A 22,253-nucleotide genomic window follows, 5' to 3' on the forward strand; every position below is an offset into this window, starting at 1 on the left:
GCGACCATGACCGAGTGCGTCCATGCACCGTCGGACCTGCGGCTGCGCGCGGTGGTCGAACTCGCCCAGGACATGGCCGGTGCCCTGACCCCGCTGGAAGCGGTCCGCGCGGCAGCCGTCCGCGCCACCACCGCCCTCGGCGCGACCATGGCCGCCGTCTCGGTCTGGGACCGCGAGTCCGGCCGCCTGCGGGTGCTGGTGAACCACGGCGACCTCGCCCCCGGCGAGGAGGAGCTGCCCGAGGACGAGTCGTACCCCGTGGCCGACTTCCCGGAGATCGTCACCTACCTGGAGGAGCACTGGACAACCGGCCGCCTCCCCCGCGCCTGGATCCAGACGGCTTCGAGCGACGAGCCGCACGCCCCCCACGCGCACCCGGGCGCCGGTGCGTTCTGCCAGCAGCGCGCCGCCGGCCTGCGCCGCCGCGGCCGCGAGTGCTGCCTGGTGGCCCCGATCGTGCTGCACGGCCAGGCCTGGGGGGAGCTGTACCTGGCCCGCACCGCCGGCCTCGCGGTCTTCTCCGACCCGGACGCCGAGTACGCCACCCTGCTGGCGGCCCAGATCTCGGCGGGCCTGGCCCAGACCGAGCGCCTCGCCGACCTGCGCCGCCTCGCCTTCACCGACCCGCTCACCGGCCTGGCCAACCGCCGTGCGGTGGACGCCCGCTTGGAGGCGGCGCTGGAGGAGCACAACCGGAGCGGTGCGGTGGTCTCGCTGGTGGTCTGCGACGTCAACGGACTCAAGAGCGTCAACGACCGCCTCGGCCACGAGGTCGGCGACCGCCTGCTGGAACGCTTCGCCCACCAGCTCTCGCTCGCGGCCGCCAAGCTGCCGGGGGCGCTGGCGGCCCGGCTCGGCGGGGACGAGTTCTGCCTGCTGGCGGAGGGTCAGAAGGCGGACGAGGTGGTCGCGGTGGCCGAGGAGCTCTCCGCCCGGGCGCTGCAACTGGCCGACGGCGAGGGAGTCGCCTGCGGAGTGGCCTCCACCGGGGACTCGATCGGGCCGGTGACCACCCCCGACCGGCTGTTCCGGCTGGCCGACGCGGCCCAGTACCGGGCCAAGGCGTCCCGGGCGGCCCACCCGGTGGTGGCCGGCCGCAGCCACGGCCCCGGCTTCTCGCCCGACCCGACCGTCCTGCTGGCCGACGCGGCCGACCCGCACCACCGGGCCGACGGGCGTCGCACCGGCGGCCGGATCGGCGCCGTGGACCGCCGCCGCTTCCGCGGCGCCGCGCACAGCGCCGACCCGGGCCAGCTGCTCAACGTGGTGCTCGGCGCCCTCGACCGCACCGGCGCGGGCCGGGCCAGCCACCCCGCCGACACCATCAGCCGGCTCGCCGTGGTGGCCGAGAACTCCTCCCGGCTGCTGGACGCGGTCGGCTGGTGGATCTCGTACGTGCCGCCCGGCTCGCAGTTCATGCGCACCGCCCGGCACGCCGTCTACCGCATGACCAGCGGCCCGACCAGCTCCGGGGCCGAGACCCAGCGGGCCCGGATCGAGGCCCCCGACGCCGTCTTCGACCTCGGCCACTACCCGCTGACCAGGCGGGCGGTGCGCGGCGGTGGCTTCGCGCTGCGGGCCGGCGCGGCCGGGAACGACCCGGCGGAGGAGGCGATGATGATGGTCAGCGGCTACCGGGCCATGGTGGTGGCGGGTGGTCAGAACGCCGCCGGGGGCTGGCTGGTGGAGCTGTTCGCGGACGACGCGACCCTGCCGTTCGGCCAGATCGCCCCCGCGCTGCGCTCGCTGGTCGCGGTCGCGCTCTCCGGCCCGGCCTCGCCGCCGCCGTAGGGTCCGCGTACCGGCTCGTGTCCCGGCTCTGTCACGCGGCCGTCCGCTCTCTGTCGCCCGCACCCGTGCCCGTGCCACAGTTAGGGCGACGTCCGCCGTAGGGGCAGGGCGGGAACGGGGTCACGGGGGACATGCACAGACGTATCGCCGCCACCATGCTCACGCTGGTGCTCGCCCTCGGCGGGCTCTCCACCACCACCGCCAGCGCGGTCTCCGCCGCGCCGCGCAGCGCCATCACCCTGACGGCCGTTCAGGGCACCCCGCCCGGCGAGGCCGTGGTGACCCTGGGCGGGCCGGCCGTCCGGGCCGAGGCGGTGCGGGAGCTGGCCAAGAGCAAGACGGCCAAGAGCAAGACCAAGAAAAAGAAGAAGGGCGTCTCCTTCATCGCGATCCTGCTGATCCTGCTGTTGGTCGGCCTGCTGGTCGCGGTGGTCGTCTGGGCCCTGCTGCGCCGCCGCGGCGACCGGCGCTGATCCGCGTGCGCTGATCCGCACGCGCTGACCTGCGTGCGCTGACCCGCCGTCAGGGACGCAGCGCCCGGACCACCTGCTCGACCAGGACGTCGGCGTACGCCTGGTCGAGCGGCCCGAGCCGGTGCAGCCAGCGGTAGTACATCGGGCCGTAGAGCAGCTCGACGGCCACGTCCAGATCGGTGTCCTCGGCCACCTGCCCGGCCGCGCGGGCGCTGCGCAGCCGCTCCTTGGTGACCTCCAGCAGCGGGCCGAGCAGCCGCTCGCGGTACTCGCCGAGCAGCTGGTGGTCGGTCAGCACCTCGGCGGTGAGCGCCCGCCCGGCCCGGTCGTAGAACTCGGTGGACATCTCCTCGGCGGTGCCGCGCACCACCACCCGCAGGTCGGCCGCCAGGTCCCCGGTGTCCGGGAGGGCCAGGCGGCCGTCCTCGTCCTCGTTGGTGGCCAGCAGGGCGTCGAAGACCACCGCGCCCTTGGAGGGCCACCAGCGGTAGATGGTCTGCTTGCCGACCCCGGCGCGGGCGGCGATCGCCTCGATCGTCAGCTTGGCGTAGCCGAGTTCGGTGACCAGCTCGGCGGCGGCGGTGAGGATGGCCTGCCGGGAGCGCTCGCTGCGACGGGTCGGGTCCGGGGTCCTGGGCGTCATGCCGAGGAGTCTACCAATCCAACGGTACGCAACGTCTCGTCTTGACGAACCGTCCGAAGGACTCCATGCTGAGAGTCGTGCGAGACGGTCCGTCTCGTCTCATTGAATCCCAGGGAGTCCGCATGACCCGCCGCCCCGCCCACATCGCCATGCTCTCGATCCCGGCCCACGGCCACGTCAACCCCAGCCTGGAGGTCATCCGCGAGCTGGTCGCCCGGGGCCACCGGGTCAGCTACGCCAACGACCCCGCCTTCGCCGAGCGCATCGAGGACACCGGCGCCGCGCTCGTCCCGTACCGCACCACCCTCCCGCTCACCGCCGAGTCCGGCGCGGAGGGCGACTGGCCGAGCGACCCGGTCGAGGTGCAGGAGTACTTCCTGCGGGACGCGCAGGCGATGCTCCCGGTCCTGCGCGAGGCCTTCGACCGGGACCGGCCCGACCTCTTCCTCTACGACATCGCCGCCTGCCCGGCCCGGGTGCTGGCCGAGAACTGGGACGTCCCGGTCCTCCAGCTCTCGCCGACCTTCGTCGCCTGGGAGGGCTTCGAGCAGGACGTGCCGGAGATGTTCGAGGCGATCCGGCGGGACGGCGCCGCGTACACCGCCGCCTTCACCGCCTGGCTGGCGGAGAACGGCATCACCGGCATCGACCCGCTCGACTTCATGGGCCGGCCCGCCCGCTCGCTCGTCCTCATCCCGCGCGCCCTCCAGCCCCACGCCGACCGGGTCGACCCCGAGCGCTACACCTTCGTCGGCCCCGCGATCGGCGACCGCTCCCACCAAGGGAGTTGGACCCGCCCGGCCTCGGCCGAGAAGGTCCTGCTGGTCTCGCTCGGCTCCGCCTACACCGACCGGCCCGACTTCTACCGTGCCTGCCTGCGGGCCTTCGGCGACCTCCCCGGCTGGCACGTGGTCCTCCAGATCGGCGCCCACGTCGACCCCGCCGCCCTCGGCCCGCTCCCGGCCAACGTCGAGGTCCACCCCTGGATCCCCCAACTCGCCGTCCTGGAGCAGGCCGACGCCTTCGTCACCCACGCCGGCATGGGCGGCACGACCGAGGGCCTGTACTGCGGCGTCCCGATGATCGCCGTCCCCCAGGGAGCCGACCAGTACGCCAACGCCGACCGCCTGGTCGAACTCGGCGTCGGCCGCCGCCTCGACCCCGCGGACGTCACCCCCGAGCTGCTGCGCACCGCCCTGCTCACCCTCACCACCGACCCCGACGTGGCGGCCCGCCTCGCCGCGATCCGCCACGAGCTCCGCACCCTCGGCGGCGCCGCCTACACCGCCGACCTGATCGAGGCGGCGCTCTGAGGCGGCGTCAGTCCGGGCGGGGTCAGTCCAGGCCGGGTCAGTCCAGGAACAGGCCGCGCGCGGCGGCGGACTGTTCGATGGACTCCAGGCGGGCCTCGGCGCCGGGGATGTCGTCGCACATGGTCTGGAGCAGGACGCGGCCGAGCATCATCGGGGCGCAGGCGGTGTCGAAGACCAGGCCGGTGCCGACGGCGGCGGGGAGCATCAGGTCGGAGAGCTTGGCGACCGGGGCGAAGGCGCTGTCGGCGACGGTGAGGACGGTCAGGCCGCAGTCGCGCGCGACCACCAGGCCGTCCATCAGTTCACGGGGGTAGCGGGGGAGGGCGAAGCAGAGCAGGGCGGTGGCCCCGGCGGCGGCGGCCTGCTCCAGGCGGTCGGCGAGCATCGAGCCGCCCTCGTCCAGCAGGCGGATGTCCGGGTGCACCTTGGCCGCGAAGTACGCGAAGCCCCGGGCCTGCGCGGAGGCGGCCCGCAGGCCGAGCACCGGCAGCGGCCGGGAGGCGGCCAGCAGCCGGGCCGCCCGGACGATCGGCTCCGGATCGGCCAGCAGCTCGGCCAGGTGGCGCAGGTGCTCGATCTCGGCCAGCACCGCCTGCTGGTGCTCGTTGCGCACCACGTCGGCCGGGGACTCGGGCGTGGCCGACTCGCCGGCGCCGAGTTCGCGCAGCTGCTTGCGCAGCGCCGGGTACCCGTCGAAGCCGAGCGCCACCGCGAAGCGGGTGACGGAGGGCTGGCTCACCCCGGCCAGTTCGGCCACCTCGACGCTGGACAGGAACGGCGCCTCGGCGGCGTGCCGCACCAACGAGTGGGCGATCCGTCGCTGAGTGGGCGTCAGCCGGTGGCCCTCGAAGAGCTGCAGGAGCCGCGCGGAGGGGCCGACGGAACCGTTCTCGTCGGTGCTGGTCATCGGCGCTTCCTCCGGGGTGGTTCGGCGGCGGTCGGGACGACTGTGCAGCAGTGCCGAACGCCGGGCAACGAAGTATCGAACAGTGGGATCCGGCGTCCGACTCCGGGGTGTCCCTGATTTACCCCTGAGCCGCCCCCGAAACCGGTCCCGGGCGGTGGACCGGGCCTCCTGGAGGGGAGGAGTCTGATGCCATGAACTCTCGGCAGGACGAACTCAAGCGCGATCTCGACGCGGCCGTGCAGACCCGCAAGGAGCTCGGCAAGGAGTACGAGGCGGAGATCGTCGACTCCTTCCTGGCCCGGATCGACTCGCGACTGGACGCCCGGGTCGAGCAGCGGGTCTCCGAGCAGCTCGACGGCGGTCGCCGCCGCAGCGGTGGTGGCGGTGGAGCGTCGAAGCTCCCGATCGTCTCCCTCGTCATGGGGATCCCGCTCTCCGGCGTGGCCGCCGGCACCTCGGGCATCTGGGGCCTGATCGTCTGCTGGGCCGGCATCGTCGGCGTCAACATGGCCAACGCCCTCGCGAGCCACAAGCCGGAGCCCAAGGTCCGCCGCGACGACTGGTGACCCCGGGGCCGCGAGGGACGTACGTGGTGATCCCGGGGGCGCGAGGAACTGCGCGAGTCGGAAGGCGACGCACCTGCAACTGACCCACCATCAGCCAGTTGCACGTGCTGCCGTTCCCCTGCGCGCCCCGCCGCGGAGCGGCAAGTCAGCAGAGCCCCGCGCCCCCGGTGGCATCACCTAGGCCCGGCTCAAGCCAGCGGCCCGGTGACCGCCTCGACCGCGTCGACCAGCGCGCCGGAGGCGACCAGCGCCGCCGCCGCCTCCAGGTCCGGGGACAGGAAGCGGTCACGACCGGGCCCGCCGACGCCAGCGGCCCGCGCCGCCGCGACCGCCGCTGCCGTGGCCGGCGCCAGCGGCCCGCTGCCGTTGTCGGTGCGGATCTCCAGGGCCCGTGCGGAGGCGGTCAGTTCGACGGCCAGGATGCGGGCCAGGTTGTCCACCGACTGGCGGAGCTTGCGCGCGGCGGACCAGCCCATGGAGACGTGGTCCTCCTGCATGGCGGAGGAGGGGATGGAGTCCACCGAGGCCGGGACGGCGAGCCGCTTGTTCTCGCTGACCAGGGCGGCCTGGGTGTACTGGGCGATCATCAGGCCGGAGTCCACGCCCGGGTCGTCGGCCAGGAAGGCCGGCAGGCCGTGCGAGCGGGCCTTGTCGAGCAGCCGGTCGGTGCGGCGCTCGGAGATGGAGCCGAGGTCGGCGGCGGCGATCGCCAGGAAGTCGAGCACGTACGCGACCGGGGCGCCGTGGAAGTTGCCGTTGGACTCGACCCGGCCGTCGGGGAGGACCACCGGGTTGTCGACCGAGGCGGCCAGCTCGCGGGAGGCGACCAGCTGGGCGTGGGCCAGGGTGTCGCGGCCGGCGCCGGCCACCTGCGGGGCGCAGCGGATGGAGTAGGCGTCCTGGACCCGCGGGGCGTCGTCCTGGTGGTGGCCGGTCAGGGCCGAGCCGGCCAGCACGGCCAGCATGTTGGCGGCGGAGAGGGCCTGGCCGGGGTGCGGGCGGATCGGGCCGTGCAGCTCGGGGGCCAGCACCTTGTCGGTGCCGAGCAGGGCCTCCAGCGACATGGCGGCGGTGATGTCGGCGGTGGTGAACAGGCGGGCCAGGTCGGCCAGCGCCATCACCAGCATGCCGAGCATGCCGTCGGTGCCGTTGATGAGGGCCAGGCCCTCCTTCTCCAGCAGCTCGACCGGCTCGATGCCGGCCTCGGCGAGCAGCTCGCCGGCCGGGCGCTCGACGCCCTCGGCGTCGTACGCGGTGCCCTCGCCCATCAGGGCGAGCGCGCAGTGCGAGAGCGGGGCGAGGTCACCGGAGCAGCCGAGGGAGCCGAACTCGCGGACCACGGGGGTGATGCCGGCGTTCAGCATGGCGGCCATGTTCTGCGCGACCAGCGGGCGGACGCCGGTGCGGCCGGAGGCCAGGGTCTTCATCCGCAGGAAGACCAGTGCGCGGACCACCTCGCGCTCCACCACGGGGCCCATGCCCGCGGCGTGCGAGCGCACCAGCGACCGCTGCAGCTGGGCCCGCAGCTCCGGGCTGATGTGCCGCACCGCGAGCGCACCGAAGCCGGTGGACACCCCGTAGACCGGCCGCGGCTCGGCCGCCAGCGCCTCGATCCGCTTGCGCGCGGTCGCCATCTCCTCCAGCGCGTCCGGGCCGATCTCGACCCGCGCGTTCCCGCGCGCGACGGCGATGACGTCCTCGGCGCTGACGTCGGCCTTGCCGACGACGATCACCGGAGCGGCCGGGTCCACAGCAGTGTGCATATCCATATACACCATCACAGCAGCTGAATGAAGATATGACAACCAGGTCCGGCCGAACAGGTCGTCCGACGTAACCTGGCCGGGACGGAAGGGGTCGGTCATGGCGCGGGCGACGGTGCGGCGGCGGGTGGTGCGGCTGCGCGGTGCGGAGCGGTCCGAGCGGGCGGACGTGCTGGCGGGGGAGGAACCGCTGGAGATCCGGGTCGGGGGCGAGGCGCTGACGGTGACCATGCGCACGCCGGGGCAGGACTTCGACCTGGTCGCCGGATTCCTGGTGGGGGAGGGGATGCTGCACGAGGCGGAGCAGCTGGCCGCGCTGCGGTACTGCGCGGGGACGGACGCCGACGGGCTGAACACCTACAACGTGGTCGACGCGACGGTGCGGGGCGGCGCGCTGCCCGCGCTGACGGCGCACCGGAACCTGCTCACCACCAGCGCCTGCGGCCTCTGCGGCCGCGACACGGTCGACGCCGTCCGCACCCACGTCCGCTGGCCGCTCGCCGCGGACCCGCTGCGGGTGGCGCCGGAGGTGCTGTACGGGCTGCCGGAGAAGCTGAGGGCGGCTCAGAAGGCCTTCGACTCCACCGGCGGGCTGCACGCGGCGGGGCTGTTCACGGTGGAGGGCGAGCTGCTCTGCGCCCGGGAGGACGTCGGGCGGCACAACGCGGTGGACAAGGTGGTGGGCTGGGCGCTGCGCGAGGGGCTGCTGCCGCTGACGGGGCACCTGCTGATGGTCAGCGGGCGGGCCTCCTTCGAGCTCACCCAGAAGGCGGCGCTGGCCGGGATCCCGCTGCTGGCCGCGGTCTCCGCGCCCTCCTCGCTGGCGGTGGACCTGGCCGAGGAGCTGGGGCTGACGCTGGTCGGCTTCCTGCGCGGCGAGGGGGCCAACGTCTACACCAATCCCGCCCGCATCTCCTGAACAACGGCTCGGTCACACCTGGTTGCTGACGCACCACCAGCGGGCATCCCGTCACCAAGGCCCCACGCCGGGGCCGGACGGGGGTGCTGCTCAGCCATGCGCGTCATCCACGAGATGAAACTGGTCGGCCGGCTCGCCTCGGGCGCCGACGAGTGGTCCTGCCCCACCTGCGGTCGCCGGATCGCCCTCCGCCAACCGCCCGACCCCGACCTCACCGTCCTCGAAGCGGGCGACGAGTCCGCCGTCCACGTCGGCGTCATCGAACCGGGCGCCGCCGCCACCACCGCCGAGAAGTACGGCCTGGGCCCGGTCCAGGACATCCCCCGCCCCCGTCGCCAGCAGCCCGACCGCCCCGCCCAGACCCCCGACGAGGCCGACCGCGCCTGGCTCGCGGCCCTCGGCATCGCCTGGGGCGACGACGGCGAGGCGGCCTGACCGAGTCGGAATCGCCGGGCCCGGCCTCTGGCCGCCATTCGAGTGATTGGATATATTCAGTCGAACAGAGACTGAATGAATCCATCCGCAAGGAGTCCGGGACATGGTGCAGCAGCAGGCGGTGAGCGGTCCGCGCGAGGTGCGCGCAGCGCGCGGGACGAAGCTGACGACGCAGGGGTGGCAGCAGGAGGCCGCCCTGCGGATGCTGATGAACAACCTGGACCCGGAGGTGGCGGAGCACCCGTCCAAGCTGGTGGTCTACGGCGGCACCGGCAAGGCGGCCCGCGACTGGCGCTCCTTCGACGCGATGGTGCGCACGCTGGAGAACCTGAAGCAGGACGAGACCATGCTGGTCCAGTCCGGCCGGCCGGTCGGCGTGATGCAGACCCACGAGTGGGCGCCGCGGGTGCTGATCGCCAACTCCAACCTGGTGGGCGACTGGGCGAACTGGGAGGAGTTCCGCCGGCTGGAGAGCCTCGGGCTCACCATGTACGGCCAGATGACCGCCGGTTCGTGGATCTACATCGGCACCCAGGGCATCCTCCAGGGCACCTACGAGACCTTCGGCGCGGTCGCGGCCAAGCGCTTCGGCAACACCCTCGAAGGCACCATCACCCTCACCGCCGGTCTCGGCGGCATGGGCGGCGCCCAGCCGCTGGCCGTCACCATGAACGGCGGCGTGGCGATCTGCATCGACTGCGACCCGTCCCGGATCGCCCGCCGGATCGAGCACCGCTACCTGGACGTCGAGGCGAAGAACCTCGACCACGCGCTCCAGCTGGCCACCGAGGCCCGCGACAAGCGGCAGCCGCTCTCGATCGGTGTGCTGGGCAACGCGGCGGAGATGTTCCCGCAGCTGCTGGCGATGGACGCCCCGATCGACATCGTCACCGACCAGACCAGCGCCCACGACCCGCTGAGCTACCTCCCCGTCGGCGTGGCCTTCGAGGACATGGCGAGCTACGCGGCCGAGAAGCCGGCCGAGTTCACCCAGCGCTCGCGCGAGTCGATGGCCCGTCACGTCGAGGCGATGGTCGGCTTCCAGGACCGCGGCGCCGAGGTCTTCGACTACGGCAACTCGATCCGCGGCGAGGCCCAGCTCGCGGGATACGACCGGGCGTTCGCGTTCCCGGGCTTCGTCCCGGCGTACATCCGGCCGCTGTTCTGCGAGGGCAAGGGCCCGTTCCGCTGGGCGGCGCTGTCCGGCGACGCGCAGGACATCTACAAGACCGACAAGGCCGTGCTCGACCTCTTCCCGGAGAACGAGTCGCTGCACCGCTGGATCAAGATGGCCCAGGAGAAGGTGCACTTCCAGGGCCTCCCGGCGCGCATCTGCTGGCTGGGCTACGGCGAGCGCGACAAGGCCGGCGAGCGCTTCAACGACATGGTCGCCTCCGGCGAGCTCTCCGCCCCGATCGTGATCGGCCGCGACCACCTGGACTGCGGCTCGGTGGCCTCGCCGTACCGCGAGACCGAGGCGATGCTGGACGGCTCGGACGCGATCGCCGACTGGCCGCTGCTGAACGCCATGGTGAACGTCGCCTCCGGCGCCTCCTGGGTCTCCATCCACCACGGCGGCGGCGTCGGCATCGGCCGCTCGATCCACGCCGGCCAGGTCACGGTGGCCGACGGCACCGCGCTGGCGGGCGAGAAGATCCGCCGGGTGCTCACCAACGACCCGGGCATGGGCGTCATCCGCCACGTGGACGCGGGCTACGACCGCGCGTCCGAGGTGGCGGCCGAGCGCGGCGTCCGCGTGCCCATGGGCGAGCTGTGAGCGACTCCTTCCTGGAGATGTGGGCGGAGCTGCTCCCCGTGGGCCGCTCCGCCTCCTCCGGCGGCTACCGCCGCTTCGCCTGGAACTCCGCCGACGCCGAGTGCCGCTCCTGGTTCGAGCAGCAGGCCCGCTCCCGCGGCCTGCACTACGAGCTGGACCGCAACGGCAACCAGTGGGCCTGGCTGGGCGACCTGCAGGGCGAGGGCGCGGTGGTCACCGGCTCGCACCTGGACTCCGTCCCGGACGGCGGCGCCTACGACGGCCCGCTCGGGGTGGTCTCCTCCTTCGCGGCCCTGGACGAACTCCGGTCCCGCAAGGCCGAGTTCAGCAAGCCGCTGGCGATCGTCAACTTCGGCGACGAGGAGGGTGCCCGGTTCGGCGTGGCCTGCATCGGCTCCCGGCTGACCGCCGGGGTGCTGGGCCGCGAGCAGGCGTACGAGCTGCGCGACGCGGACGGCGTCCGGCTGCCCGACGCGATGGAGAAGGCCGGCTACGACCCGGCGCTGATCGGCGCGGACCACGACCGGCTGAGCCGGATCGGGGCCTTCGTCGAGCTCCACGTCGAGCAGGGCCGGTACCTGACGGAGGACCAGCCGGTCGGCGTGGCCAGCGCGATCTGGCCGCACGGCCGCTGGCGCTTCGACTTCCACGGCGAGGCCAACCACGCCGGCACCACCCGGATCGAGGACCGCCGGGACCCGATGCTCACCTTCGCCGACACCGTGCTGACGGCCCGCCAGAAGGCCGAGCTGGCCGGCGCGCTGGCCACCTTCGGCAAGGTCGCGGTGGAGCCCAACGGCACCAACGCCATCGCCTCGCTGATCCGGGGCTGGCTGGACTCCCGGGCCGCGGACGAGGCGACCCTGACCGCCCTGGTCGAGGAGATCCGGGAGGCGGCGTACGCGCGCGGCGGGCTGGACGGCGTCCGGGTCGAGCTGACCCGGGAGTCGTACACGCCCGTGGTGGACTTCGACGGCCCGCTCCGCGACCGGCTGGCCAAGCGACTCGGAGGGGTCCCGGTGCTGCCGACCGGCGCGGGACACGACGCCGGGATCCTGGCGTCCGAGATCCCGACCGCCATGCTGTTCGTGCGCAACCCCACCGGCGTCTCGCACTCCCCGGCCGAGCACGCCGAGGAGGCGGACTGCCTGACCGGGGTGACCGCGCTCGCCGACGTACTGGAGGACCTGGCGTGTCAGTGACCGAGGGGACCACGACGTACTGGGCCGAGCACGCCTGGCTGCCGAACCACAACGGCCCCGCCGTCGAGCGGGACGTGCTGATCACGGTGGCCGACGGGCGGTTCCGCTCGGTCGTCCCGGACAGCGGGCCCTGCCCGCCCGGGGCGGTCCGCCTCGCCGGGCTGCTGCTGCCGGGCCAGGCCAACGCCCACTCGCACGCCTTCCACCGCGCGCTGCGCGGCAGCGTGCAGATCGGCTCGGGCACCTTCTGGACCTGGCGGGACACCATGTACCGGTTCGCCGGTGCGCTGGACCCGGACAGCTACCTGGAGCTGGCCACCGCCGTCTACGCCGAGATGGCGCTGGCCGGGATCAGTGCGGTGGGCGAGTTCCACTACCTGCACCACGCGCCCGGCGGCGCCCGGTACGACGACCCGAACGCGATGGGCCACGCGCTGATCGAGGCCGCCGACCGGGCCGGCATCCGGATCACCCTGCTGGACACCTGCTACCTCTCCTCGGGCTTCGGTGCCGAGCCGACCGCGCCGCAGCTGCGGTTCAGCGACGGCGACGCCGAGGCCTGGGCCCAGCGGGTGGACGCGCTCAAGCCGGCCGGGCACGCCCGGATCGGCGCCGCGGTGCACTCCGTCCGGGCCGTCCCGGCCGGGCAGTTGGCCACCGTGGCCCAGTGGGGCGAGCGGGCGCAGGCGCCGCTGCACGTGCACCTCTCCGAGCAGACCGCGGAGAACGAGGCCTGCCTGGCCGCGCACGGCGTCACGCCGACCAGGCTGCTGGCCGACCACGGGGTGCTCGGCCCGCGCACCTCGGCGGTGCACGCCACCCATCTGACGGACGATGACATCCGGCTGCTCGCCGACTCCTCGACCGCCATCTGCATGTGCCCGACCACCGAGCGGGACCTGGCCGACGGCATCGGCCCCGCCCGGCGGTTGGCGAGCGCGGGCTGCCCGGTCACCCTGGGCAGCGACAGCCACGCGGTGATCGACCCGTGGGAGGAGGCCCGGGCGCTGGAGCTGGACGAGCGCCTGCGCACCCGCACCCGGGGCCACTGGACCGCCGACGCGCTGCTGCGCGCGGGCGGCGAGGACGGCCACGCCTCGCTCGGCTGGCCGGAGGCCGGCCGGATCGAGGCCGGGGCGTTGGCCGACTTCACCGTGATCGCGCTGGACTCGGTCCGCACCGCCGGGCCGCCGCCGGAGCTGGGCGCCGAGACGGCGGTCTTCGCCGCCTCGGGCGCCGATGTCCGCCACCTGGTGGTCGGCGGCCGGCACGTGGTCAAGGACGGGCGGCACCAACTGGTCCCGGACGTCCCCCGTGCACTGAGCACGACAATCGCCGCCCTGCGGCGATAAACTGACCGGCGCGGGTCCGAGGGGGGCTGATCCCCTCGGGCCCGCGCCTTTCGGCGTTCACCCCAACTCCCCGAAAGGCCCAGCGACTTGAGCACCCTGATCGGCAACGTCGGCTCGCTCGTCACCAACGACCCGTCCCACGGCAGCGGCCCGCTCGGCCTGCTCACCGATGCCGCCGTGCTGATCGAGGACGGCCGGATCGCCTGGGTCGGCCCCGCCGGCGAGGCACCCGCGGCCGACGGGCACGTCGACGCCGAGGGCCGGGCGCTGCTGCCCGGCTTCGTGGACTCGCACGCCCACCTGGTCTTCGCCGGGGACCGCACCGCCGAGTTCAACGCCCGGATGAGCGGCCAGTCCTACACCGCCGGGGGCATCCGCACCACGGTGGCCGCCACCCGGGCCGCCACCGACGCGCAGTTGGAGGCCAACCTCACCCGCTTCCTCACCGAGGCGCTGCGCCAGGGCACCACCACGGTCGAGTGCAAGTCCGGCTACGGCCTCACCGTGGAGGACGAGGCCCGCGCCCTGCGGATCGCGGCGAAGCACACCACCGAGACCACCTACCTGGGCGCGCACGTGGTGGCCCCGGAGTTCAAGGAGGACCCGGCCGCCTACGTGGCGCTGGTCACCGGCGAGATGCTGGACGCCTGTGCCCCGCACGCCCGTTGGGTGGACGTCTTCTGCGAGCAGGGCGCCTTCGACGGCGACCAGGCCCGGGAGATCCTCACCGCCGGCATGGCCCGCGGCCTGACCCCCCGGGTGCACGCCAACCAGCTGAACCACGGCCCGGGCGTGCAGCTCGCGGTGGAGCTCGGCGCGGCCTCGGCCGACCACTGCACCCACCTCACCGACGCCGACGTGGACGCGCTGGCGAGCGGCGACACGGTGGCCACCCTGCTCCCCGGCGCGGAGTTCTCCACCCGCGCCCCCTACCCGGACGCGCGCCGCCTGCTCGACGCGGGCGCCACCGTCGCGCTCTCGACAGACTGCAACCCGGGCTCCAGCTTCACCAGTTCGATGGCCTTCTGCATCGCCGTCGCGGTCCGCGAGATGGGCATGACGCCGGATCAGGCAGTCTGGGCCGCCACCGCCGGCGGCGCGCGGGCGCTGCGCCGCGCCGACGTCGGCCTGATCGCCCCGGGCGCCCGGGCCGACCTGCTGCTGCTGGACGCCCCCTCGCACGTCCACCTGGCCTACCGCCCGGGCGTACCGCTGACCGCCGCGGTCTGGCGGGACGGTGTCCGCGCGGTCTGAGGCGGGTACACGGATGCACGAGACCCCCGGAGGCGCGCGGCCTTCCGGGGGTCTCCCACGTGCGGGGGTCCGTCAGCGGATGTCGCCCATCAGCCGGTTGACCTTCTTGCGGTACGTCATCAGCGCCACGCCGGCCAGCACGGCCAGCAGGCCCTGGGAGGCGAAGTACCAGGTGGAGCCGGTGGCGTCACCGACCATCAGCTGCACCACGGCGGCGGTGCAGTCGCCGGCCGTGACGGCGAGGAACCAGATGCCCATCATCTGGCTGGCGTACTTGGCGGGCGCCAGCTTGGTGGTGACGGAGAGTCCGACGGGGGAGAGGGTGAGCTCGCCGACGGTCTGGATCAGGTAGACGGTGGCCAGCCAGAGCGGGGTGACCTTGGCACCGCCGTTCGCGGCGGCCATCGCCAGCATCATCACCAGGAAGGAGCCGCCGATCATCAGCAGGCCGAAGGCGAACTTCGCGGTGGTGGAGGGGTTCTGGCGGCGGCGGTCCAGCCAGACCCAGAGCCAGGCGAAGACCGGGGCCAGCGCCATGATGTAGAGCGGGTTCAGCGACTGGAACCAGCTGGACGGGAAGTCCCAGCCGAGGACGCTCAGCGAGGTGTTGTTCTTGGCGAACAGGTTCAGCGTGGAGCCGGACTGGTCGTAGATCATCCAGAAGATCGCGGCCGCCACGAAGAACCAGACGTAGCCGCTCATCTTGGACTTCTCGTCCGTGGTGAGGTCCTTGTCCCGGCGGATCCGGGCGAAGTAGACCACCGGGACGGCGATGCCGGCGATCGACAGCGGCCAGGTGACCCAGTTGACGGTCAGGTGGCCGGTGACCGCGACCACGGCGTAGAAGGCGACGGCGAGGGCGGCCCAGAAGCCGGCCTTGCGCAGCACCGCGCGCTTCTCGGCGGCGGGCATCGGCGAGGCCACCACGCTGCTCTTGTCGCTCAGGTGACGGCTGCCCAGCAGGTACTGGAGCAGGCCCAGCGCCATGCCGACGCCGGCCAGCGCGAAGCCCAGGTGCCAGTCGACCTTCTCGCCGACGGTGCCGATCACCAGCGGGGCGACGAAGGCACCGAGGTTGATGCCCATGTAGAAGATGGTGAAGCCGCCGTCCCGGCGCGGGTCGTTGGGCCCGTCGTAGAGGTGGCCGACCATGGTCGAGATGTTGGCCTTGAGCAGGCCGGAGCCGATCGCGATCAGGCCCAGGCCGGCGAAGAAGACCGCCTTGGAGGGCAGCGCCAGCGCGAAGTGGCCGGCCATGATGATCGCCCCGCCGAGCGCGACGGTCTTGCGGGCGCCCAGGAAGCGGTCGGCGATCCAGCCGCCGGGCAGCGCGAGCAGGTAGACCATGGCGTTGTAGACGCTGTAGACCGCGCCGGCCACTGCCGCCTTCATGCCGAGGCCGCCGTCGACGACCTCCGCCCCCATGTAGAGGACGAGCAGGGCGCGCATCCCGTAGAAGCTGAACCGCTCCCACATCTCGGTCATGAAGAGGGTGGCGAGTCCGCGGGGGTGCCCGAAGAAGGTCTTGCCGCTGCCGGTGGGGGTCGACGTTGCGCCGGCGGCCAGAGTGCTTGACGCCATGAGTGGGGTTCCTTGCTGACGTGCGATGGACCAGGCCACTGTACGTGGCGGTTTCTCCCACTATCAGACGAGAACCTGTCGGATGAACCCAATGTCCGAATAAAGAAGAGGTGGCGAATCCATGCTAACAACGGAAAACATCAACTGAATCCAAGGTGAACTGGTGGATCCTTCGATGAAACGGTGGGTCGGCGCTCCGGTTCCCGTGATCACCCTCTGTGAACTACTTCACAGCCCCCATCAGGGCGCGGATCCGCCCGGCGGCCGTCCACACCGCCGCCCCGCAGACCGCCGCCAGCGCCCCCTGCAGGTAGAAGTAGGTGTCCGCGCTGACCACCTGCTGGAGCCGGATGGTCCACCCCGCCACCGCGTCCCCGGTCGCGGTGGCCAGGAACCACAGGCCGAGCAGCTGGCTGACGTACTTCGCCGGCGCCAGCTTGGTGGTGAGCGACAGCCCGACCGGAGAGAGCGTCAACTCGGCCACCGTCTGCACGAAGTAGACCCCGACCAGCCAGAACGGCGAGACCTTCTGCCCGCCCGAGGCGGCCAGCTCGGCCAGGCCCATCAGACCGAAGGAGGCGCCGATCAGCAGCAGGCCCACGGCGAACTTCACCGGCGCGCTCGGATTGCGGTCACGGAGCGTCAGCCACTGCCAGAGCCAGGCGAAGACCGGCGCCAGCAGGATGATGAAGAGCGGGTTCACCGACTGGAACCAGCTGGACGGGAAGTGGAAGCCGAAGACCGAAAGGTTCGTGTCGTCGGTGGCGAACTGGGTCAGCGTGGAGCCGGACTGGTCGTAGATCATCCAGAACACCGCGGCCGCGATGAAGAACCACATGAAGGCCGACATCCGGCTGCGCTCCAGCGCCGACAGCTCCCGGTCCCGGCGCAGCCGGGTGAAGTACCAGGCGGGCAGCGCGACCCCGACGATCCCCAGGATGTTGACGACCTGTCCGATCGAGAACCACCCGGCCCCCGCGTCCACCGCGAAGAACACCGCCGCGGCCCCCGCCCAGAGCGCCGCCAGCCGCAGCACCCGCCGCCGGACCGCCGGTTCGGCCGGCCGCCCGGGCGCCGCCCCGGCGTGGCCGAGGTGGCGCCGGCCCCAGACGTACTGGGCCAGGCCGAGCGCCATGCCGACCCCGGCCAGCGAGAAGCCCAGGTGCCAGCTGACGTTCTGTCCGACCGTGCCGACCACCAGCGGGGCGAAGAACGAGCCGATGTTGATCGCCATGTAGAAGACCGTGAAGCCGCCGTCCCGGCGCGGGTCGTCCGGGTGGTAGAGCTGCCCGACGATGGCCGAGACGTTCGGCTTCAGCAGCCCGGTGCCCACCGCGATCAGCAGCAGCCCGCACCAGAAGGTCGCGGTGAACGGCACCGCCAGCGAGAAGTGGCCGCCCATGATCACCAGCCCGCCGATCAGCACCGCCCGCCGCGCGCCCCACAGCCGGTCGGCGATCCAGCCGCCGGGGATGGCCAGCATGTAGACCAGCGAGTTGTAGACGCTGTAGACCGAGGCGGCCGTCACGGAGTCCAGGCCGATCCCGCCCTGGTCGGTGGGCAGCGCCAGGAAGAGCACCAGCAGCGAGCGCATCCCGTAGAAGCTGAAGCGCTCCCACAGCTCGGTCATGAAGAGCGTGGCCAGCCCGCGCGGGTGTCCGAAGAACGCGTGCTCGTCCTCCGGCGGGGCCCCCGAGGCCGAGACCGGCTCCGGCCCGCCGCGCAGCTCGGTCCCGCCCGCCATCCGCAACCTCCCGAGAGACAGTCCCCGACCTGCCCACGGTAGGAGCCGACGGCCCGTCAGGGGCGGCGGCGGGGCCGCGGTTGGTCCGACCGGGCGGAGCCGCCCCGGCAGAGCCCCTGATCTCCGCGTCCGGCTCGGACTACCATCTGCGTCATGACCTGTGTGCTGCTGGCCGAGGACGACCCGGCGATCTCCGAACCGCTGGCCCGAGCGTTGCGCCGTGAGGGGTACGAGGTCCTGGTCCGGGAGGAGGGCCCCGGCGCCCTCGCGGCCGGGCTGACCGAGGACGTCGACCTGATCGTGCTGGACCTGGGCCTGCCCGAGATGGACGGCCTGGAGGTGGCCCGCCGCCTGCGCGCCGAGGGCCGCACCTGCCCGGTGCTGGTGCTCACCGCCCGCGCCGACGAGGTGGACACCGTGGTCGGCCTGGACGCCGGCGCCGACGACTACGTGACCAAGCCGTTCCGCCTGGCCGAGCTGCTTGCCCGGGTCCGGGCCCTGCTCCGCCGCGGCAACGTGGACCAGCTGACCACCGGCGCGCACGGCGTGAAGATCGACGTCGAGTCGCACCGGGCCTGGCTGGGCGAGGAGGAGCTGACCCTCTCCGCCAAGGAGTTCGAGCTGCTCCGGGTGCTGGTCCGGGACGCCGGCCGGGTGGTCACCCGCGAGGAGATCATGCGTCAGGTCTGGGACACCACCTGGTGGACCTCGACCAAGACCCTGGACATGCACATCTCCTGGCTGCGCAAGAAGCTCGGGGACGACGCGGCCAACCCGCGCTACATCTCCACCGTCCGGGGCGTCGGCTTCCGCTTCGAGAAGAACTGACCCCTGCAAGAACTGATCTGGAGTCGGCCCGCGTGAAGCGCCGGATGATCAACTCCCTGCTCGGCGTGGTGCTGGTGATGGTGGTGGTGTTCTGCGTCCCGATCGCCCTGGTCGAGAAGCAGAACATCGTCAACGCCGCGGACGCCCGGGTGGACGCCCAGGCCGTCCGGGTGCTCGGCCTGGTGGAGAGCCGGCTTGCCGCCGGCGAGCCGATCACCGGGGAGAAGTTCACCTCCCAGCTCACCGAGGGCGGCCACGTCTCCATCACCGTCCCCGGCCAGGAGACCTTCTCGGCCGGCAGCGCGCCCGAGGGCCCGGTGATCAGCGCCACCGAGTACGGCGCCAACGGCGAGTCCGTCACCGTGGTGCAGTCCCGCGACCAGGTGGACCACGAGATCGCCAACATGCTGCTGCTGCTCGGCGTGGTGGCGCTGCTCGCCGTCCAGGCGGCGGTGGCCCTCGCGGTCTGGCAGGCCAAGCGGCTGGCCCGCCCGCTCACCGACCTGGCCGAGACCGCCGAGCGCCTCGGCTCCGGAGACCCGCGCCCGCGCGACCGCCGCTACGGGGTGCCCGAGCTGGACCGGGTGGCCGAGGTGCTGGACGCCAGTGCCGAGCGGATCGCCCGGATGCTCACCGCCGAGCGCCGGCTCTCCGCCGACGCCTCGCACCAGCTGCGCACCCCGCTGACCGCGCTCTCCATGCGGCTGGAGGAGATCAACGCGCTGGCCGGGGAGCCGGAGACGGTCAAGGAGGAGTCCACCATCGCGCTCCAGCAGGTGGAGCGGCTCACCGACGTGGTGCAGCGGCTGCTCACCAACCAGCGCGACCCGCGCAGCCCCACCGCCGTGGTCTTCCGGCTGGACGAGGTGATCGCCCAGCAGCTGGCCGAGTGGAGCCCGACCATGCGCGGCAACGGCCGCACCCTGCGGATCGAGGGCCTGCGGGACGTGTCGGTGCTCGGCACCCCCGGCATGGTCGCCCAGGTGCTGGCCACCCTGATCGAGAACTCCCTGATGCACGGCGCCGGCACCGTCACCGTCCGGGTCCGCCCCTCCGGCCGCTCGGTGGTCGCCGAGGTCCAGGACGAGGGCCCGGGCGTGCCGACCGAGCTGGGCAACCGGGTCTTCGAACGCTCCGTCAGCGGCCGCAACTCCACCGGCATCGGCCTGGCCGTCGCCCGCGACCTCGCCGAGGCCGACGGCGCCCGCCTGGAGCTGCTCTCGCTCCAGCCCCCGGTCTTCGCGCTGTTCCTCACCCGGAACGAGGAAGGGGCCGCCTGACCCGTGGTCAGACGGCCCCTTCCCGGGACGCGTTCCTACTTGGCGGCCACCAGCACCGGCTCGGCCGCGACGGCGGTCTCCGGCTCGGCCAGCTCGGGCATCGCCTTGAAGACCCAGGTGCGGTACGAGAAGAAGCGGAAGATCGTGCCGGCCACCAGGCCGACCACGTTCTTGGCGATCAGCTGCTGGGTCGGCGTGGTGTAGTCCAGCACGTGCACCGAGAAGGCCAGGATGCCGTTCTCGATCAGCATGCCGATGCCGCTGAAGATCAGGAAGAGCGTGATCTCCCGCTTGCGGGAGGCCGCGTCACGGTCCTTGTACAGCCAGAACCGGTAGCCCAGGTAGTTGGTGCCGATCGCCACCGCGGTCGCGATGAAGCCGGCCAGCGAGTGGACCAGGCCCGGCGCCTTCAGGCAGACCCAGAAGACCACGCCGTTCACGACGAAGCCCACCAGGCCGATCACCGCGAAACCGATCACCTCGATCGAGAGGCCGCCCAGCCTCTGCACCAGCGAAGGCTTGGGAGTGGTGGTGCTCGTCATCCAGGGTCTCCAGGGTCTGCGGAGGAGGTCGCACGCGGGCGCGGCTGGTCAAGGCCGCTCTGCATGCACATCATCCGACAGTGTGCTTCGGGCCCGGCCATCTAGGCTACTCGCTCACCCCTGATACACCGTCGCCACCCGTCCCCCCGCACCGGGGGCGGCCGGTACGACCCCCGTGACCGGCCCGGATATCCTGGGCGCGTGACTTCTGCGGCCAAGGCGAATTTTCCAGTGGTGGGCGTGATCGGCGGCGGCCAGCTGGCCCGGATGATGCACCAGGCGGGCATCCCGCTCGGCATCCGGTTCAAGCTCCTGGCGGACACCCCGCAGGACTCCGCCTCACAGGTGGTCTCCGACGTGGTCCTCGGCGACCACCGCGACCTGGAGACGCTGCGCCGCTTCGCCGCCGGCTGCGACGTGGTGACCTTCGACCACGAGCACGTGCCGACCGAGCACCTGCGCGCGCTCCAGGCCGAGGGCATCGCCGTCCGCCCGGACCCGTCCGCGCTGGTGAACGCCCAGGACAAGGGCGTGATGCGGGCCAAGCTGGACTCCATCGGCGCCCCCTGCCCCCGCCACCGCCTGGTCGCCGACCCGGCCGACGTGACCGCCTTCGCGAACGAGGGCGACGGCTACCCGGTGGTCCTCAAGACCGTCCGCGGCGGCTACGACGGCAAGGGCGTCTGGGTGGTCGACGACGAGACCGAGGCCGCCGCCCCGTTCCTGGCCGGCGTACCGGTGCTGGCGGAGGAGAAGGTCGACTTCGTCCGCGAGCTGGCCGCCAACGTGGTCCGCTCGCCCAGCGGCCAGGCCGTCGCCTACCCGGTGGTGGAGAGCGTCCAGGAGAACGGCGTCTGCGCCGAGGTGACCGCTCCCGCCCCCGACCTCGACCCGGCGCTCTCCGACGAGGCCCAGCAGCTCGCGCTGCGGATCGCCGGCGAGCTCGGCATCACCGGCCACCTGGCGGTCGAGCTGTTCCAGACCCGGGACGGCCGCATCCTGGTCAACGAGCTGGCGATGCGCCCGCACAACTCCGGTCACTGGACCCAGGACGGCTCCGTCACCTCGCAGTTCGAGAACCACCTGCGCGCGGTGCTCGACCTCCCGCTCGGGGACCCGCGCCCGCGCGCCAAGTGGACCGTCATGGTCAACGTGCTCGGCGGCGACTACCCCGACATGTACCACGCCTTCCTGCACTGCATGGCCCGTGACCCCGGCCTGCGGATCCACATGTACGGGAAGGACGTGAAGCCCGGCCGCAAGGTCGGCCACGTCAACGTCTTCGGGGACGACCTCGAGGACGTCCGCGAGCGCGCCCGCCACGCGGCCGCCTACCTGCGAGGAACGATCACCGAATGACCCAGCCTCTTGTCGGCATCGTGATGGGCTCGGACTCCGACTGGCCCGTGATGGAGGCCGCCGCCCAGGCGCTCGACGAGTTCGAGATCCCCTACGAGGTCGACGTGGTCTCCGCGCACCGGATGCCGCGCGAGATGGTCACCTACGGCGAGCAGGCCCGGGCCCGCGGCCTGAAGGCGATCATCGCCGGCGCCGGCGGCGCCGCCCACCTGCCGGGCATGCTGGCCTCGGTCACCCCGCTGCCGGTCATCGGCGTCCCGGTGCCGCTGCGCTACCTGGACGGCATGGACAGCCTGATGTCCATCGTCCAGATGCCGGCGGGCGTGCCGGTCGCCACCGTCTCGATCGCCGGGGCGCGCAACGCGGGCCTGCTGGCGGTCCGGATGCTGGCCGCCTTCGACCAGGAACTCACCGAGAAGATGACCGAGTTCCAGGCCGACCTCAACCGCCAGGCCACCGAGAAGGGCCAGAAGCTCCGCGCCAAGGTCGCGGGCTCCACCTCCTTCGGCTTCGGCAAGTAGCAC

At 72.8% G+C, this 22,253-nt stretch carries 19 protein-coding genes and 1 pseudogene; 14 read left to right on the plus strand and 6 right to left on the minus strand.

The genetic code is table 11. The features are described from left to right. Positions 1-6 precede the first annotated feature (6 nt). Together ACWCYY_RS22365 and ACWCYY_RS22370 are read left to right on the plus strand one after the other, a co-directional pair. Positions 7-1,212 (plus strand): annotated as a pseudogene (locus tag ACWCYY_RS22365) (diguanylate cyclase domain-containing protein); the annotation flags it as partial. A gap of 710 nt (positions 1,213-1,922) precedes the next feature. After that, on the plus strand, positions 1,923-2,264 hold the full coding sequence (locus tag ACWCYY_RS22370) for a hypothetical protein (RefSeq protein ID WP_449797009.1): 342 nt from the start codon (positions 1,923-1,925) through the stop codon (positions 2,262-2,264). A gap of 49 nt (positions 2,265-2,313) precedes the next feature. Here the strand turns inward: ACWCYY_RS22370 and ACWCYY_RS22375 are convergent, their stop codons facing one another. Continuing rightward, the gene (locus ACWCYY_RS22375; protein ID WP_345289407.1) at positions 2,314-2,907 is read right to left on the minus strand and encodes a TetR/AcrR family transcriptional regulator; all 594 of its coding nucleotides are present in this window, start codon (positions 2,905-2,907) and stop codon (positions 2,314-2,316) included. A gap of 65 nt (positions 2,908-2,972) precedes the next feature. Here ACWCYY_RS22375 and ACWCYY_RS22380 point away from each other — a divergent pair, with 65 nt between their 5' ends. Beyond that, positions 2,973-4,220 carry a macrolide family glycosyltransferase gene (locus tag ACWCYY_RS22380; RefSeq protein ID WP_449797040.1) on the plus strand — a complete coding sequence of 416 codons (1,248 nt, stop codon included), beginning with the start codon at positions 2,973-2,975 and terminating at the stop codon, positions 4,218-4,220. A 37-nt stretch (positions 4,221-4,257) separates the two neighbouring features. Here ACWCYY_RS22380 and ACWCYY_RS22385 read toward each other — a convergent pair whose 3' ends face one another. Next, positions 4,258-5,127: a MurR/RpiR family transcriptional regulator gene (locus ACWCYY_RS22385; RefSeq protein WP_449797010.1), complete on the minus strand. Its 870-nt coding sequence runs from the start codon at positions 5,125-5,127 to the stop codon at positions 4,258-4,260. Positions 5,128-5,318: 191 nt separating this feature from the next. Here ACWCYY_RS22385 and ACWCYY_RS22390 point away from each other — a divergent pair, with 191 nt between their 5' ends. Continuing rightward, the gene (locus ACWCYY_RS22390; protein WP_449797011.1) at positions 5,319-5,693 is read left to right on the plus strand and encodes a hypothetical protein; all 375 of its coding nucleotides are present in this window, start codon (positions 5,319-5,321) and stop codon (positions 5,691-5,693) included. A 188-nt stretch (positions 5,694-5,881) separates the two neighbouring features. On the opposite strand, the gene hutH is transcribed toward ACWCYY_RS22390, so the two are convergent. Further along, a complete protein-coding gene (gene hutH, locus ACWCYY_RS22395) occupies positions 5,882-7,462 on the minus strand; it encodes a histidine ammonia-lyase (RefSeq protein ID WP_449797012.1) in 1,581 nt (526 codons plus the stop codon). Between the two features lie 94 nt (positions 7,463-7,556). Here hutH and fdhD point away from each other — a divergent pair, with 94 nt between their 5' ends. From fdhD to hutI, 6 genes are all read left to right on the plus strand, one after another. Beyond that, positions 7,557-8,375, plus strand: a complete 819-nt coding sequence (gene fdhD / locus ACWCYY_RS22400) for a formate dehydrogenase accessory sulfurtransferase FdhD (RefSeq protein WP_345289402.1) — start codon at positions 7,557-7,559, stop codon at positions 8,373-8,375. A 96-nt stretch (positions 8,376-8,471) separates the two neighbouring features. Then, complete coding sequence (locus ACWCYY_RS22405) at positions 8,472-8,810, plus strand: hypothetical protein (protein ID WP_449797013.1); 339 nt, start codon at positions 8,472-8,474, stop codon at positions 8,808-8,810. A gap of 121 nt (positions 8,811-8,931) precedes the next feature. Next, the gene (gene hutU, locus ACWCYY_RS22410; RefSeq protein ID WP_345289426.1) at positions 8,932-10,587 is read left to right on the plus strand and encodes a urocanate hydratase; all 1,656 of its coding nucleotides are present in this window, start codon (positions 8,932-8,934) and stop codon (positions 10,585-10,587) included. Between the two features lie 17 nt (positions 10,588-10,604). Beyond that, positions 10,605-11,789 (plus strand): allantoate amidohydrolase, encoded by a 1,185-nt coding sequence (locus ACWCYY_RS22415; RefSeq protein ID WP_345289425.1) that lies wholly within the window; start codon positions 10,605-10,607, stop codon positions 11,787-11,789. Continuing rightward, on the plus strand, positions 11,780-13,141 hold the full coding sequence (locus ACWCYY_RS22420) for a formimidoylglutamate deiminase (protein ID WP_345289396.1): 1,362 nt from the start codon (positions 11,780-11,782) through the stop codon (positions 13,139-13,141). Before ACWCYY_RS22415 ends, ACWCYY_RS22420 begins: the two co-directional genes overlap by 10 nt. A gap of 87 nt (positions 13,142-13,228) precedes the next feature. Then, on the plus strand, positions 13,229-14,395 hold the full coding sequence (gene hutI, locus ACWCYY_RS22425; RefSeq protein WP_449797014.1) for an imidazolonepropionase: 1,167 nt from the start codon (positions 13,229-13,231) through the stop codon (positions 14,393-14,395). Between the two features lie 72 nt (positions 14,396-14,467). Here hutI and ACWCYY_RS22430 read toward each other — a convergent pair whose 3' ends face one another. Both ACWCYY_RS22430 and ACWCYY_RS22435 read right to left on the minus strand, forming a co-directional pair. After that, on the minus strand, positions 14,468-15,976 hold the full coding sequence (locus ACWCYY_RS22430; protein WP_449797015.1) for a peptide MFS transporter: 1,509 nt from the start codon (positions 15,974-15,976) through the stop codon (positions 14,468-14,470). A gap of 223 nt (positions 15,977-16,199) precedes the next feature. After that, entirely contained in the window at positions 16,200-17,720 is a 1,521-nt protein-coding gene (locus ACWCYY_RS22435) for a peptide MFS transporter (RefSeq protein WP_345289391.1), read from the minus strand. 153 nt (positions 17,721-17,873) lie between these two features. Here ACWCYY_RS22435 and ACWCYY_RS22440 point away from each other — a divergent pair, with 153 nt between their 5' ends. Next, positions 17,874-18,548 carry a response regulator transcription factor gene (locus tag ACWCYY_RS22440; protein ID WP_345289390.1) on the plus strand — a complete coding sequence of 225 codons (675 nt, stop codon included), beginning with the start codon at positions 17,874-17,876 and terminating at the stop codon, positions 18,546-18,548. Between the two features lie 32 nt (positions 18,549-18,580). After that, positions 18,581-19,828: an ATP-binding protein gene (locus tag ACWCYY_RS22445; protein ID WP_345289389.1), complete on the plus strand. Its 1,248-nt coding sequence runs from the start codon at positions 18,581-18,583 to the stop codon at positions 19,826-19,828. 35 nt (positions 19,829-19,863) lie between these two features. Here the strand turns inward: ACWCYY_RS22445 and ACWCYY_RS22450 are convergent, their stop codons facing one another. Then, positions 19,864-20,370, minus strand: a complete 507-nt coding sequence (locus tag ACWCYY_RS22450) for a GtrA family protein (RefSeq protein WP_345289388.1) — start codon at positions 20,368-20,370, stop codon at positions 19,864-19,866. A 201-nt stretch (positions 20,371-20,571) separates the two neighbouring features. On the opposite strand from ACWCYY_RS22450, the gene ACWCYY_RS22455 reads away from it, so the two are divergent. Together ACWCYY_RS22455 and purE are read left to right on the plus strand one after the other, a co-directional pair. Then, entirely contained in the window at positions 20,572-21,729 is a 1,158-nt protein-coding gene (locus ACWCYY_RS22455) for a 5-(carboxyamino)imidazole ribonucleotide synthase (protein WP_380150600.1), read from the plus strand. Then, positions 21,726-22,250 (plus strand): 5-(carboxyamino)imidazole ribonucleotide mutase, encoded by a 525-nt coding sequence (gene purE / locus ACWCYY_RS22460; RefSeq protein ID WP_345289386.1) that lies wholly within the window; start codon positions 21,726-21,728, stop codon positions 22,248-22,250. Before ACWCYY_RS22455 ends, purE begins: the two co-directional genes overlap by 4 nt. Positions 22,251-22,253 lie beyond the last annotated feature (3 nt).

Source organism: Kitasatospora sp. NPDC001664 (assembly GCF_053596675.1).

What these genes read in the sequence shown, in the direction of transcription:
- ACWCYY_RS22440 (WP_345289390.1), top strand. Translation starts at nt 17,874, where the DNA reads ATGACCTGTGTGCTGCTGGCCGAGGACGACCCGGCGATCTCCGAACCG.
- ACWCYY_RS22405 (WP_449797013.1), top strand. Translation starts at nt 8,472, where the DNA reads ATGCGCGTCATCCACGAGATGAAACTGGTCGGCCGGCTCGCCTCGGGC.
- ACWCYY_RS22415 (WP_345289425.1), top strand. Translation starts at nt 10,605, where the DNA reads ATGTGGGCGGAGCTGCTCCCCGTGGGCCGCTCCGCCTCCTCCGGCGGC.
- ACWCYY_RS22450 (WP_345289388.1), bottom strand. Translation starts at nt 20,370, where the DNA reads ATGACGAGCACCACCACTCCCAAGCCTTCGCTGGTGCAGAGGCTGGGC.
- ACWCYY_RS22390 (WP_449797011.1), top strand. Translation starts at nt 5,319, where the DNA reads ATGAACTCTCGGCAGGACGAACTCAAGCGCGATCTCGACGCGGCCGTG.
- ACWCYY_RS22430 (WP_449797015.1), bottom strand. Translation starts at nt 15,976, where the DNA reads ATGGCGTCAAGCACTCTGGCCGCCGGCGCAACGTCGACCCCCACCGGC.
- ACWCYY_RS22435 (WP_345289391.1), bottom strand. Translation starts at nt 17,720, where the DNA reads ATGGCGGGCGGGACCGAGCTGCGCGGCGGGCCGGAGCCGGTCTCGGCC.
- ACWCYY_RS22370 (WP_449797009.1), top strand. Translation starts at nt 1,923, where the DNA reads ATGCACAGACGTATCGCCGCCACCATGCTCACGCTGGTGCTCGCCCTC.
- fdhD (WP_345289402.1), top strand. Translation starts at nt 7,557, where the DNA reads ATGGCGCGGGCGACGGTGCGGCGGCGGGTGGTGCGGCTGCGCGGTGCG.
- ACWCYY_RS22380 (WP_449797040.1), top strand. Translation starts at nt 2,973, where the DNA reads ATGCTGAGAGTCGTGCGAGACGGTCCGTCTCGTCTCATTGAATCCCAG.
- ACWCYY_RS22375 (WP_345289407.1), bottom strand. Translation starts at nt 2,907, where the DNA reads ATGACGCCCAGGACCCCGGACCCGACCCGTCGCAGCGAGCGCTCCCGG.
- hutH (WP_449797012.1), bottom strand. Translation starts at nt 7,462, where the DNA reads ATGGATATGCACACTGCTGTGGACCCGGCCGCTCCGGTGATCGTCGTC.
- ACWCYY_RS22385 (WP_449797010.1), bottom strand. Translation starts at nt 5,127, where the DNA reads ATGACCAGCACCGACGAGAACGGTTCCGTCGGCCCCTCCGCGCGGCTC.
- purE (WP_345289386.1), top strand. Translation starts at nt 21,726, where the DNA reads ATGACCCAGCCTCTTGTCGGCATCGTGATGGGCTCGGACTCCGACTGG.